We start from the raw sequence: 12,335 nt of genomic DNA, 5'->3' as shown, positions 1-12,335 counted from the left end.
TCCTCGCGTCATATTAAGGTTTCGTTTACCATCTTTTGCGACCGTCAACCGTCCCGGGCCGATGCTTGGCGCGCCGTGATCGGTCCGGGGACCTCGGCTCGCGAGGGAGCCCTGCTCGAATGGCTCCTCGTGCCCGGACGCCCTCCCTTCGGGGACTTCCCTTTCGTTTCAGCATCCGAGCCAGGAGGCTCACATGGCCTACGCCGTCGCGCTCATTCACGAAGAAGACAACCGCAGTTTTGGCGTGTCCTTTCCGGACTTTCCCGATTGCCATTCGGCGGCTACCAACCTCAACGATGCGATCGCCCGGGCCGCCGTGGCGCTGGCTGCCCACGTGAAGAACCTCGACGAGCACAAGATGCCGATCCTGCGCACGCTCGACGACATCCGCCGCACGCAGGAGCTTCACGAGGCGATCATCGCCGCCGTGCCGGTGGAGATGCCCGGCAAGCCGGTGCCGGTGCAGATCACGCTCAACGAGCACCTGCTCGCCGCGCTGGACCGCGCCGCAAGGACGGCCGGCGTCACCCGGTCCGAAAAGATCGCCGAGGCCATTCGCGCCAGCCTGAAAGTGTAAGTGCCTCTCTCCGTCATCGACGATCATTCAGGAGGCCACGACCATGTCACGCGATCTGTCGCTGCATCCCGGCATTGTCCTCAGGGATGAGTTCCTCAAGCCGATGGGGATATCGATTCCCGCGCTGGCCGAGGCGATCGGCGTTTCCAGCAGCCTGATGGGCGAGATCTGCAACGGCCGGCAGGGCATGTCGGCCAGCATCGCCCTGAGGCTCGGCCGCTACCTTGCCTTCGATCCGCAGTGGTTCATGACCATGCAGTCGAAATACGATCTCTCGGCTGCCGCCGAGGACATGGCCGAGGCGCTCGACCTCATCCGGCCGTGCGAGGCGGCCTGACTTGTGAGGCCGGCCCGCCTCATGCCGGGGCAGGGCCGGTTGCCAAATCACGGGCGGATGCGTTAGCGCCATTCGCGATGGGCGGGGGCTCCTGCCCTCAGGAAAGGTTTGTTCGGTGACGTTGCGTTCGGTCGCGTTTGCTCTTCTTGCCACGGCGGCCCTTTCGGGCTGCGCGCTGTTCGGCGACGACCTCAAGCGGTCGGAGCGGCCTATCCCGCCCAAGCTTCTTTCGGAAATGAACGCCAAGGGGCTGGGCGCCGCCTCGCCCATCCTGATCCGCGTGTTCAAGCAGGAGAGCGAGCTCGAACTGTGGAAGATGGACCGCACCGGCCGCTATGCGCTGCTCAAGACCTATCCGATCTGTCGCTGGTCGGGAAAGCTGGGTCCGAAGACGACGGAGGGCGATCGCCAGACGCCGGAGGGCTTCTACTCCATCGCCCAGCGCCAGATGAACCCGGACAGCCGCTACTACCTGTCCTTCAACCTCGGCTTCCCCAACCGGCTGGAGGCGGCGCTCGGCTATGAGGGCTCGGCGCTGATGATCCACGGCGCCTGCTCGTCGCGCGGCTGCTACGCGGTGACCGACAACGCCGCCTTCGAGATCTACGCCCTGGCGCGCGAGGCCTTCCGGGGCGGCCAGCCGGCCTTCCAGGTGGAGGCGCTGCCCTTCCGCATGACGCCGGCCAACCTGGCGCTGCACCGCAACGACCCCAACATGCCCTTCTGGCGCAACCTCAAGGAAGGCAGCGACGCTTTCGAACTGACGCGAAAGGCGCCGCGCGTCGGCTATTGCGGCGGTCGCTACGTGTTCAACGCGGACAACGTCGACGGCTCCGTCGACCCGCTCGCGCCCTGTCCGCCGCTTCAGGTTGACGCCGAGCTGTCGGCCGCCGTCGCCGCCAAGGCGGCCAGGGACGATGCCGCCGCCGCCGCCATCGCCGCCGCCAACCCGGCCATGCCGGCCATGAGCTACGTCGACGGCGGCATGCACCCGGCCTTCCGCGCCATCCTGCAGGACAAGGGCGCCAAGAAGCTGTCCAAGATGACGTCGGAGAAGACGCCGGTCAGCCAGCCCGACGCGGCGCTGGCCGACCCCTACACGCCCGATCTGCCGGCGCGATTGACGGTCGGCGCCGGCGGACCGTCGTCCTGACGTGGGCGAAAAAAGGCTCTTGCTCCTATAGTCGCTAGAGGTTGTAGCACTTCGATCATGAGAATCGGAGTGATGTCATGACCGAGGCAACCCAGCAGGACCGGTACCGCGTCGGCGGCATGGATTGCGCTTCCTGCGCGCAGAAGATCGATACGGCGGTGCGCCGCCTGCCGGGCGTCGCCGACGTTTCGGTGTCCGTCACCTCCGGCACCATGACCGTTCACCACAATGGCGACGAGGCGCTGGCGTCGGCCATCACCAAGCGCGTCTCCGGCCTCGGCTATCAGATCGCGCCGCTCGCGCCCGCCGCACCCAAGCCCGAAGCGGAAGAGAAGGCCTGCGGTTGCTGCCATCATGATCATGACCACGGCGATGATGATCATCACGGCCATGACCATGAGGGGCACGATCATGATGCGCACGGTCACGATCACGATCATGCCCACGGCGCCGCCGACGAGGTTCCCGGCCTGCACGGCCACGACCATGGCCCGATGACCGGCCCGTGGTGGCAATCGGCCAAGGGGCGGCTCACCATCATGGCCGGCGCGGCGCTGGCCGTCGCCTGGGGGCTCGGGCACCTGTTCCCGGTCTATGAGGAATGGATCTTCGCGGTGGCGATGCTGGTCGGTCTGGTGCCGATCGCCCGCCGCGCCATCATGGCCGCGCTGGTCGGCACGCCCTTTTCCATCGAAATGCTGATGACCATCGCCGCCGTCGGCGCGGTGATCATCGGGGCGAGCGAGGAGGCGGCGACCGTCGTCTTCCTGTTCCTGATCGGCGAACTGCTGGAGGGCGTGGCGGCCGGCAGAGCCAGGGCGAGCATCCAGTCGCTCTCCAAGCTGGTGCCGAAGACGGCGCTGCTCGAAAAGGGCGGCAAGACCACCGAGGTTCCGGCCGAGAGCCTGGCGGTCGGCGCCACCATTCTCGTCAGACCGGGCGACCGCATTCCCGCCGACGGCATCATCCTCTCGGGCGAAAGCTCGGTCGACGAGGCGCCGGTGACCGGCGAGAGCACGCCGGTGGTGAAGGGCGTCGACGCCTCCGTCTACGCCGGCACGGTGAACGGCGAGGCGGCGCTGCGCGTCAAGGTGACGGCGGCGGCGGCCGACAACACCATCGCTCGGGTGGTCAAGCTGGTGGAGGAAGCGCAGGAATCCAAGGCGCCGACCGAGCGCTTCATCGATCGCTTCTCGCGCTACTACACGCCGGGCGTCGTCGCCGTCGGCGCGCTGGTGGCCGTGTTGCCGCCGCTGCTGTTCGGCGGCGCCTGGGACGAATGGATCTACAAGGGCCTCGCCATCCTCCTGATCGGCTGCCCCTGTGCGCTGGTCATCTCGACGCCGGCCGCCATCGCCGCGTCTCTGTCGTCGGGCGCCCGGCGGGGCCTGCTGCTGAAGGGCGGTGCCGTGCTGGAAACCGTCGGCAAGGTGACGGCCGTCGCGCTCGACAAGACGGGCACGCTGACCGAGGGCAGGCCGGTGGTGACCGACGTCGTCGCCTATGGCCGGCCGGAGGCCGAGGTCATCAGGCTCGCCGCCGCGCTGGAGACCGGCTCCAGCCATCCGCTGGCCAAGGCGATCCTCGATCGCGCCGCCAAGGACGGCGCCGACGTGCCGCCGGCCAATGAGGCCAAGGCGCTGGGCGGCAAGGGCGTGACCGGCCTCGTTGAGGGCGCGGAGATCCTGCTGGCCTCGCCCAAGGCGGCGGCCGAGCGCGTTGCCCTCAGCGACGAGCAGTCGGAGCGCATCACCGCCTTCAACGACGAGGGCAAGACCGTGTCGGTGCTGGTGACCGGAAACGCCGTGGCCGGCATCCTCGCCATGCGCGACGAGCCGCGCGCCGATGCGGCGGCCGGCCTCAAGGCACTGGCCGACCACGGCATCCGCACGGTGATGCTAACCGGCGACAACCGCCGCACCGCCGAGGCGATCGGCCGACAGCTGGGCATCGAGGTTCGCGCCGAGCTGCTGCCCGAGGACAAGCAGCGCATCGTCGGCGAACTCAAGGCGCAGGGCCTCAAGGTGGCCAAGGTGGGCGACGGCATCAACGACGCCCCGGCGCTGGCGGCGGCCGACGTCGGCATCGCCATGGGTGGCGGCACCGACGTGGCGCTGGAAACCGCCGACGCCGCCAGCCTGCACGGCCGCGTCGGCGATATCGCCGCCATGATCGCCCTGTCGAAGCGCACCATGGCCAACATCGGCCAGAACATCACCATCGCCCTCGGTCTCAAGGCGGTGTTCCTGGTCACCACCATCGCCGGCATCACCGGCCTCTGGCCCGCCATCCTGGCCGACACCGGCGCGACGGTTCTGGTGACCATGAATGCGTTGAGGCTGTTGGCGCCGACAAAGGGGTGAGGCCGTCAGGCGTCGCCGACGGCTAGCTCGAAGCCTTCGTCGATCCAGCCGGTGAGGCCGCCGGCCATGATCTTGACGGGGCGGCCGAGGTCGGCGAGGCGGAGGGCGCCGCGGGCGGCGCCGTTGCAGTGCGGGCCGGCGCAATAGGTGACGAACAGCGTCTCCTCCGGCCACTCCGTGAGCTTGGAGCGGATGATCTTGCCGTGCGGCAGGTTGATGGCGCCGGGCACGTGCCCCTTGGCGTAGAGGGCGGGGCCGCGCACGTCGAGCAGCACGAAGTCGGCGCCCTTAGACAGCGCCTCATGCACGTCGTAGCAGTCGGTCTCGAAGGTGAACTCGGCGGCGAAGTGCTCGCGGGCGATGTCGCTCGGCGCGGCGGGAATGGCGGTGACCGCTGATGTCATTGAATTCTCCTGCATCCTGGTGATGGCAGGATCTTGCTGTTGGACGCGCGCGCTTGCAATTGGCGCGGATGACATTGTACGTAAAGATCATGCCAAACGACATGTCCCACCCGGCAACTCAAGGACCGCTCGCCGTGGCGCTGCTCTACGACGGGCTCTGCACCTTCGAATTCGGCATCGTCGCCGAGGTGTTCGGCCTCTATCGGCCGGAGATGGGGCCGGGCTGGTACCGCTTCCTGAGCGCGGCCATCGAGCCCGGTCCGCTCCGGGCGCACGGCGGCTTCACCATCATGCCCGACGAAGGGCCGGAGGCGATCGATCAGGCCGACATCATCGTCGTGCCCGGCTGGAAGGGCGCCGACGCGCCGGTGCCGGAGGCGCTGTGCGCACGGCTCAGGGCGGCGCATGGGCGCGGCGCGCGGCTCGTCTCGATCTGCTCGGGCGCCTTCGTGCTGGCGGCGACCGGCCTTCTCGATGGCGGCACCGTCTCCACCCACTGGCGTTATGCGGAGGCGTTGCAGCGGCGCTTTCCGGCCGTCACGGTGGACGCCGCCTCGCTCTATCGCGAGCATGACGGCGTGTTCACCTCGGCCGGTAGCGCGGCGGGCATCGATCTCCTGATCGAGATCGTGCGGCGGGATTTCGGGGCGGAGGCTGCCAACTCGGTGGCGCGGCGGCTGGTGGTGCCAGCCCATCGCTCCGGCGGGCAGGCGCAGTTCCTCGAGCGGCCGGTGCCGGCCCGCCCCACCGGCGAGGTGGCGCCGCTGCTCGACCGGATGCGCGAGACGCTCGGCCGCGACTGGACCACCGAGGCGATGGCCAAGGCGTGCCGGATGAGCCTTCGCACCTTCCTGCGCCGCTTCCAGGAAGCCACCGGCATGAGCCCCGGCGACTGGCTGATCTCCGAGCGCGTCGAGGCGGCGAAAAGCCTGCTGTCGTCGGGCGACCTCGCCATCGACAGCGTGGCCGCCGCCGTCGGCTTCGGCAGCGCCCACGCGCTCCGCCATCACTTCCGCAGGAAGGTGGGTCTCACGCCGACGGAGTATCGGTCGCGGTTTATGAAGGTGGAGCGAGGGGTGGGCGACGTCAGGCCTGTTTCCGTCTAGCCGGCGCCGGCAAGGACACGGCTTCGGATGGCGCCTGCGAGTCCGGAACCTCCGCGCCGAGGCGGTGCGCCACCAGTTCCTGGAGGCGCCAGAGGTTGCGGTCGTGGATGCCGAGCTGTTCGAGATGGGCGACAGTGTTGCGGAGATACTCGGCGCCGGAGCCCACATGGCCGCAGGCGCGCGCAAGCGTTTCGGCCACCTGTTCAAGGGATTGCTTGGCGACGACATAGCGCCCGGTCGGCGCGACCCAGAAGCACAGTGTTCGGACCTTCCGCCCGTCGATCACGCAGGTGATCCAGCGGGCGAAGCGCAAGTTTTCCGGGGTGTCCACCTCGCGCCGCAAGAGTTCGGTCAATGCCGCCAGCCTGTCTTCGTGGCGGACGCGGAAGGCGACGCCCTTGCAGTTGCCGCCGCGCTGCAAGGCCATCATCAGGCCCGGCCCGGATGGGGTTCCGCGCCATCGCCGCAGCGGGATGCAGAACGAGCGATGCCAGCCGTGGGCGACGGCGAGCCGGGTCTCCTCGGGTTCGAAAACCGGTTTCCAGATCAATGAGCCATAGGCGAAGATCCAGAGTTCGTCGCCGGCTTCGGCGTCGAGCCGCGCCGCCTCGGCGACAAACGCGTCGTCGCCCAGCAGCACCTCGTCGGCGTCCGGACCAGGGTCGACCTCGGTTCTCAGGGTTCTGGCGACCAGCTCTTCCGTAAGCATCATCCGGCGGGCAGGCGGCATGCGGTCTCCTCGTTGCGCGACGGACCGGTGGCGCGCCCGTCGCTCCACCAGGTCGATGGCCGCCAATCAGACCCGTTTGCGCACCGGAGCGCAACGATGGATTTGTTGTCGCCGCGAAAGGCAGCGGTGAGCGCCGCCTTCCGGGCTTTTCCTCCTCGTTGGGTGGCTCAGCTGGCCGGATAGCCGGCGGCGGTGAGGGCTGCGCGCAGGGCGGCCTCGCTGGCCGGGCTTTCGACGCTGACCCGGTGGACGGTGGGGTCGGCCTCGATCTTGGCGTCGGCATCGACGCCCTGAAGCGCCTTGGTGACCGAGCGGGCGCAGCCGCCGCAGGCCATGTTGGGAATGGTGAACTGGTACATCGTGGGGCCTCCTTGGGGTTGAATGATCGTGAGATAGGGCTTCCAAGCGTTGGAAGGTCAAGGGGCCTGGCTTGCCGTTGGCTTTTATCGGCCCCATGTGAGAAGGGGCTTGACCTTCCCATGGTTGGAAGCCCCATCTTCCGGGGATGAACAGTCAGGAACAGAAGGAAGCGGCCATGAATGCCCCCGCCCGCACCACTTCATCGTCGTCCAGCCAGATCTCTCTGCCTATCGGGGGCATGACCTGCGCCTCCTGCGTCGGCCGCGTCGAGCGCGTGCTCAAGGCGGTGCCGGGCGTCGAGACGGTGTCGGTCAACCTGGCGACGGAGCGGGCGAGCATCACCACCAACGGCGAGGTCGACCGCGCCAGGCTGGTCGATGCCGTGGAGATGGCCGGCTACGAGGTGCCGGCGGCCCCGGCGACGGAGGCCCGCGTCGAGCTGACTGTGGAGGGCATGACGTGCGCCTCTTGCGTCGGCCGGGTCGAGCGGGCGCTCAAGGCGGTGCCGGGGGTCGACGAGGCCGTCGTCAATCTTGCGACCGAGCGCGCCACCATTCGCGGCACGGCCGAGGCGGCGGCGCTGGTCGAGGCGGTGGAGACGGCCGGCTATGACGCCCGGCTGATCGAGGCGGCGAGTGTCGCCGACAGCCTTGCCGAGGATGCCGAACGGGCCGACCGGAAGGACGCCGAGCGGCGGGCGCTGGCCCGCGACCTGATCGTTGCGGCGGTGCTGACGGCGCCGGTGTTCGTCATGGAAATGGGCTCGCACCTGTTCTCCGGCATGCACATGCTGATCGCCGACACCCTGGGCATGCAGGGCAGCTGGTATCTGCAGTTCGTGCTGACGACGCTGGTGATGTTCGGTCCTGGCCGGCGCTTCTACGCCAAGGGACTGCCGGCGCTCTGGCGTCTGGCGCCCGACATGAACTCGCTGGTGGCGGTGGGCTCGCTCGCCGCCTACGGCTATTCGCTGGTGGCGACCTTCGCCCCCGGCCTGCTGCCGTCAGGCACGCTCAACGTCTATTACGAGGCGGCGGCGGTCATCGTCACGCTGATCCTGCTCGGCCGCTTGCTGGAAGCGCGCGCCAAGGGGCGCACCTCCGAGGCGATCCGCCGCCTCGTCGGCCTTCAGGTCAAGACGGCGCACGTGCGTCGCGACGGCAAGGTGACCGATCTTCCCATCGCCTCGGTGGCGGCCGGCGACGTCGTCGAGGTGCGGCCCGGCGAGCGGGTACCCGTCGATGGCGAGGTGATCGAAGGCGACAGCTTCGTCGACGAGTCGATGATCACCGGCGAGCCGATCCCGGTGGCCAAGACCGCCGGCGGCAAGGTGGTGGGCGGCACCGTCAACCAGACGGGCGCCTTCGCCTTCCGCGCCACGGCGGTGGGTGGCGACACCGTGCTGTCGCAGATCATCCGCATGGTCGAGGAGGCGCAGGGCTCCAAGCTGCCGATCCAGGCCATGGTCGACCGCATCACCATGTGGTTCGTGCCGGCGGTGTTCGCCGTGGCGGCGCTGACCTTCGCGGTCTGGCTGATGCTGGCGCCGTCGTCGCCCTTGACCTTCGCGCTGATCAACGCGGTGGCGGTGCTGATCATCGCCTGCCCCTGCGCCATGGGGCTGGCGACGCCGACCTCGATCATGGTCGGCACCGGCCGGGGCGCCGAACTCGGCGTGCTGTTCCGCCGGGGAGAGGCCTTGCAGCTTCTGAGAGACGCCAAGGTGGTGGCTGTCGACAAGACCGGCACGCTGACCGAGGGCAAGCCGGCACTGACCGACCTGGAACTGGCCGAGGGCTTCGATCGCCCGGCGGTGCTGGCGCTGGTGGCGGCGGCCGAGAGCAAGTCCGAGCATCCGATCGCCCGCGCCATCGTCGCTGCGGCCGAGGCCGAGGGGCTGGAGTTGCCCCAGGTGAGCGACTTCGGCTCGGTGACCGGGCTGGGCGTGACGGCGGTGGCCGGCGGCCAGCGCGTCGAACTGGGCGCCGACCGCTACATGGTTCAGCTGGGCTTGGACGTGTCGGGCTTCGCCGATGTGGCCCGAAGGCTGGCCGGCGAGGGCAAGTCGCCGCTCTACGCGGCCATCGACGGCAAGCTGGCGGCCATCGTCGCCGTGGCCGACCCGATCAAGCCGGCGACGCCGGCCGCCATCGCCGCGCTGCACGACCTTGGCCTCAAGGTGGCGATGATCACCGGCGACAACGCGCTGACGGCCAAGGCCATCGCCGCCCGCCTCGGCATCGACGAGGTGGTGGCCGAGGTGTTGCCGGACGGCAAGGTGGAGGCGGTGCGCCGGCTCAAGGCCGAGGGCACGCTGGCCTTCGTCGGCGACGGCATCAACGACGCGCCGGCGCTGGCCGAGGCGGATGTCGGCCTCGCCATCGGAACGGGCACCGATGTCGCCATCGAGGCGGCCGACGTGGTGCTGATGTCGGGCAGCCTGCAAGGCGTGCCCAACGCCATCGCGCTGTCCAAGGCGACCATCGGCAACATCCGCCAGAACCTGTTCTGGGCCTTCGCCTACAACACGGCGCTGATCCCGCTGGCGGCCGGCGCGCTCTATCCCGCCTTCGGCATCCTGCTGTCGCCGGTGTTCGCGGCCGGCGCCATGGCGCTCTCCAGCGTGTTCGTGCTCGGCAACGCCCTGAGGCTGCGTCGCTTCGCGGTTTGAGACTTGATACCCGTAGCGTTTGATCCGGACTCATCCAGCTCAGACGCTACGGCATGCACACATCGCCAAGAGCGTACCCATGGATGCAGCGCGCAATGATAGGAACCTATGAAAGAGGGCGCCTGATATCACCCCCCTCGCCCTATGCGGCCTGAGGTCCCCGCCTGCGCGGGGATGACAGAATTATACAATAAAAACATATATATAGATTGTCATCCTTGCGCAGGCGAGGACCTCAGGCCGGAAGGGGAGCAACGCTGATATAGAGCGCCCATGGATGCAGTGTGCAACGATGGGGACGTGGGAAAGGCGAACCTGATATCAAGCCTTCGCCCTTTGGTTTTTCCCGCACCAAGAATAGGCACACTGGAGATGTGTGCATGCCATAGAGCTCAAGTTGGTTTCGGCCTGACCGGTCGGCGCCCGGACAGAAGCGGTTCGAGACGTAACAAGGAGAGGGCAGATGAATATCGGACAGGCGGCCAAGGCTTCCGGCGTGTCGGCCAAGATGATCCGTTACTACGAGCAGACCGGGCTGATCCCCAAGGCCGACCGGCGGCAGTCGGGCTATCGCGACTATTCGGACACCGACGTGCACATGCTGCGCTTCATCCGCCGGTCGCGCGACCTGGGCTTTTCCGTCGCCGAGATTGCCGAACTGCTCGACCTCTGGCGCGACGAGGGGCGGGCCAGCGCCGAGGTGAAGCGGCTGGCCCAGAACCACATCGACGATCTCAACAGGCGGATCGCCGCCATGCAGGACATGACCAACACGCTGTCCCAGCTGGTCTGCGCCTGCCACGGCGACGACCGGCCGCAGTGCCCGATCCTCGAACGGCTGAGCAGCGATGCCGACGACGAGGACCTGTCGATCCAGCCGCGCAGAGGGGCGGTGGCGGGGTAAGCGGTCGGAGCTGGCCTTTGCTCCGCCGCTCGAACAGACGTTTCTGGCCGGCAAGGGCCTTCGCCGGCCAAAATGAAACACTGGGTCGTCAGACGAAGACCTGAGGTTCGCCGGCTGAAGAGCCGCTTACTTGATGCCCTGAGCGTTGAGATGCGGGCCGTATTTCTTGTCGCTGCCCTGGATGTGATTGATCAACCAGTTGCGCAGGAAGTTCATGACTTCCAGCGTCAGCGTGCCCGCTGCACCCGACTTGAACTTGGTCTGAATGGCCACGGCCTGCTTGGTCAGCGCCTCGTGCTCCTGCTTGTGAGCGGCCGAGGCCGGATAGCCGGTCTGGGCGAAGAACTTCTCCTCGTTCTGGAAGTGGAAGACCGTGTAGGAGATCAGGCTGTCGAGAACCGGCCCCAGCTTGTCGGCGCCTTTGCCGGCCTGGATGGCGTCGTAAAGCTCGTTGACCAGAGCCACGAGTTTCTTGTGGTCGTTGTCCAGGCTGGCAACGCCGACGCTCAGTTTCTCGTTCCATTCCATGATGGGCATTTGGCTTTCCCCCTTGCTCGGTCCGACGAACCGTTCAGGCCGTCATCCGACCGACGACTTCGGTCAGCCGGGAGCCCAGGTCGCTCGCCTGCTGGCCAAGATTGATGCACTGTTCGCCACTGGTGTCGGCGGCCTTGGAGATCTCGCTGATCAGGCCGGAAATCTCGCCGGCCCGACCGGCAATCTGACTGGCGCTGCTGGAAATCTCGCGCGTGACGGCCGTCTGTTCATCCACGGCCGACGCGATCACCAGTTCGGCTTCGGCGATCCTGGCCACGATTGCCGCCAGTTCCGAGGTGGCGGCGCCGGCCTGGTCGCTGATCGCGACAATCTTCTCAATGCTGAGGTTGATCTCTTCCGTCGCCCTGGACGTCTGCGTTGCCAGATCCTTGACCTCGGCGGCGACGACGGCGAAGCCCTTGCCGAACTCGCCGGCCCTGGCCGCCTCGATGGTCGCATTGAGCGCCAGAAGGTTGGTCTGGCGAGCAATGGCATTGATCAGGGCCACCACCGGCTTGATGCCGTTGCCGGCGTCCACCATCGACTGGATGGTCTGGTTGGCGAACGCGACCTTGTCACTTGCCGATCGCGTGATGTCGACCGAAGCGCTGGCCTGTCGGGCGATCTCCTCGATCGAGGAACTCATCTCTTCCGCTGCGGCTGCCACCGCGGAAACGCTGGAGCTGACCTGTTCGGCGGCGTTGTCGGCGGACATGGCCCGAAAGCCGACTTCCATGTGGGACATTCCCCAGGAGTTGATGAAGCCGATCAGGGTCTGCATGTCATCGGTGATGGCCGCGACGGCCGGCCGGTTAGCGTCATCGATCGGCGGAGCGGCAGGGGCATCATCGGCCGCCACCGGTTCTTCCTGCGGGGCGGTTGCGGCAGCGGCGTCGGACGGGTCTTCCGTCCTGTCGGGCACGGCCTGCGACACCGGCTGAGGCAAGGGGAAAAAGCTTCCCCAACAGGCCAGCGAGGTGAAAGCCAGGGCGCCAGTCGTCAGGTAGACGCTGTGAAAAAACAAATCGGCTCCGACAAGCGTCAAAGCACAGAGAGCCAAGCATGCCCTCAATACTGGTGACCTGATACCCATTGGTTCCACTGCCGATCTGAGCGATCACGTCGGTTTGCCGCTCATTCTTGCGGACAATACGAGGGCGGCGTAACCATAGGATTAACCCGTCACGTAGCAA

Annotated in this window: 12 protein-coding genes; 7 read left to right on the top strand and 5 right to left on the bottom strand. The window is 67.5% G+C overall.

Annotation, left to right across the window (positions count from 1 at the left end):
- Nucleotides 1–193: 193 nt before the first annotated feature.
- From M4J39_RS12085 to M4J39_RS12070, 4 genes are all read left to right on the top strand, one after another.
- Nucleotides 194–577, top strand: a complete 384-nt coding sequence (locus M4J39_RS12085) for a type II toxin-antitoxin system HicB family antitoxin (RefSeq protein ID WP_251728179.1) — start codon at nt 194–196, stop codon at nt 575–577.
- A 43-nt stretch (nt 578–620) separates the two neighbouring features.
- Nucleotides 621–914, top strand: a complete 294-nt coding sequence (locus tag M4J39_RS12080) for a HigA family addiction module antitoxin (protein WP_251728173.1) — start codon at nt 621–623, stop codon at nt 912–914.
- A 115-nt stretch (nt 915–1,029) separates the two neighbouring features.
- Nucleotides 1,030–2,067, top strand: a complete 1,038-nt coding sequence (locus M4J39_RS12075; RefSeq protein ID WP_251728170.1) for a L,D-transpeptidase family protein — start codon at nt 1,030–1,032, stop codon at nt 2,065–2,067.
- Nucleotides 2,068–2,144: 77 nt separating this feature from the next.
- On the top strand, nt 2,145–4,430 hold the full coding sequence (locus tag M4J39_RS12070) for a heavy metal translocating P-type ATPase (RefSeq protein WP_251728169.1): 2,286 nt from the start codon (nt 2,145–2,147) through the stop codon (nt 4,428–4,430).
- Between the two features lie 5 nt (nt 4,431–4,435).
- Here the strand turns inward: M4J39_RS12070 and M4J39_RS12065 are convergent, their stop codons facing one another.
- Nucleotides 4,436–4,834: a rhodanese-like domain-containing protein gene (locus M4J39_RS12065; protein ID WP_251728167.1), complete on the bottom strand. Its 399-nt coding sequence runs from the start codon at nt 4,832–4,834 to the stop codon at nt 4,436–4,438.
- A gap of 68 nt (nt 4,835–4,902) precedes the next feature.
- On the opposite strand from M4J39_RS12065, the gene ftrA reads away from it, so the two are divergent.
- A complete protein-coding gene (gene ftrA, locus M4J39_RS12060; protein ID WP_251728165.1) occupies nt 4,903–5,940 on the top strand; it encodes a transcriptional regulator FtrA in 1,038 nt (345 codons plus the stop codon).
- Here the strand turns inward: ftrA and M4J39_RS12055 are convergent.
- Both M4J39_RS12055 and M4J39_RS12050 read right to left on the bottom strand, forming a co-directional pair.
- A complete protein-coding gene (locus M4J39_RS12055) occupies nt 5,921–6,670 on the bottom strand; it encodes a gamma-glutamylcyclotransferase (protein WP_251728163.1) in 750 nt (249 codons plus the stop codon). The genes ftrA and M4J39_RS12055 overlap by 20 nt on opposite strands.
- 167 nt (nt 6,671–6,837) lie before the next feature.
- Nucleotides 6,838–7,029 carry a heavy-metal-associated domain-containing protein gene (locus tag M4J39_RS12050; protein ID WP_251728162.1) on the bottom strand — a complete coding sequence of 64 codons (192 nt, stop codon included), beginning with the start codon at nt 7,027–7,029 and terminating at the stop codon, nt 6,838–6,840.
- A 176-nt stretch (nt 7,030–7,205) separates the two neighbouring features.
- Between M4J39_RS12050 and M4J39_RS12045 the strand changes: the two genes are divergently transcribed.
- Complete coding sequence (locus M4J39_RS12045; RefSeq protein ID WP_251728160.1) at nt 7,206–9,701, top strand: heavy metal translocating P-type ATPase; 2,496 nt, start codon at nt 7,206–7,208, stop codon at nt 9,699–9,701.
- Nucleotides 9,702–10,164: 463 nt separating this feature from the next.
- Complete coding sequence (cueR, locus tag M4J39_RS12040) at nt 10,165–10,605, top strand: Cu(I)-responsive transcriptional regulator (RefSeq protein WP_251728158.1); 441 nt, start codon at nt 10,165–10,167, stop codon at nt 10,603–10,605.
- Between the two features lie 126 nt (nt 10,606–10,731).
- On the opposite strand, the gene M4J39_RS12035 is transcribed toward cueR, so the two are convergent.
- Together M4J39_RS12035 and M4J39_RS12030 are read right to left on the bottom strand one after the other, a co-directional pair.
- On the bottom strand, nt 10,732–11,142 hold the full coding sequence (locus M4J39_RS12035) for a bacteriohemerythrin (RefSeq protein WP_251728156.1): 411 nt from the start codon (nt 11,140–11,142) through the stop codon (nt 10,732–10,734).
- 34 nt (nt 11,143–11,176) lie between these two features.
- Nucleotides 11,177–12,166 (bottom strand): methyl-accepting chemotaxis protein, encoded by a 990-nt coding sequence (locus tag M4J39_RS12030; protein ID WP_251728155.1) that lies wholly within the window; start codon nt 12,164–12,166, stop codon nt 11,177–11,179.
- Between the last annotated feature and the right edge of the window lie 169 nt (nt 12,167–12,335).

The sequence above is a fragment of the Pleomorphomonas sp. NRK KF1 genome (genome assembly GCF_023721755.1).
In the GTDB taxonomy this organism is placed as follows: Bacteria; Pseudomonadota; Alphaproteobacteria; order Rhizobiales; family Pleomorphomonadaceae; genus Pleomorphomonas.
Note: the sequence above shows the minus strand (reverse complement) of the source record. Positions and strands in the feature narration are given on the sequence as shown.

Coding starts and splice junctions, on each gene's coding strand:
- M4J39_RS12085 (WP_251728179.1), top strand. CDS start 194: ATGGCCTACGCCGTCGCGCTCATTCACGAAGAAGACAACCGCAGTTTT.
- M4J39_RS12080 (WP_251728173.1), top strand. CDS start 621: ATGTCACGCGATCTGTCGCTGCATCCCGGCATTGTCCTCAGGGATGAG.
- M4J39_RS12070 (WP_251728169.1), top strand. CDS start 2,145: ATGACCGAGGCAACCCAGCAGGACCGGTACCGCGTCGGCGGCATGGAT.
- M4J39_RS12065 (WP_251728167.1), bottom strand. CDS start 4,834: ATGACATCAGCGGTCACCGCCATTCCCGCCGCGCCGAGCGACATCGCC.
- ftrA (WP_251728165.1), top strand. CDS start 4,903: ATGACATTGTACGTAAAGATCATGCCAAACGACATGTCCCACCCGGCA.
- M4J39_RS12055 (WP_251728163.1), bottom strand. CDS start 6,670: ATGCCGCCTGCCCGCCGGATGATGCTTACGGAAGAGCTGGTCGCCAGA.
- M4J39_RS12050 (WP_251728162.1), bottom strand. CDS start 7,029: ATGTACCAGTTCACCATTCCCAACATGGCCTGCGGCGGCTGCGCCCGC.
- M4J39_RS12045 (WP_251728160.1), top strand. CDS start 7,206: ATGAATGCCCCCGCCCGCACCACTTCATCGTCGTCCAGCCAGATCTCT.
- cueR (WP_251728158.1), top strand. CDS start 10,165: ATGAATATCGGACAGGCGGCCAAGGCTTCCGGCGTGTCGGCCAAGATG.
- M4J39_RS12035 (WP_251728156.1), bottom strand. CDS start 11,142: ATGCCCATCATGGAATGGAACGAGAAACTGAGCGTCGGCGTTGCCAGC.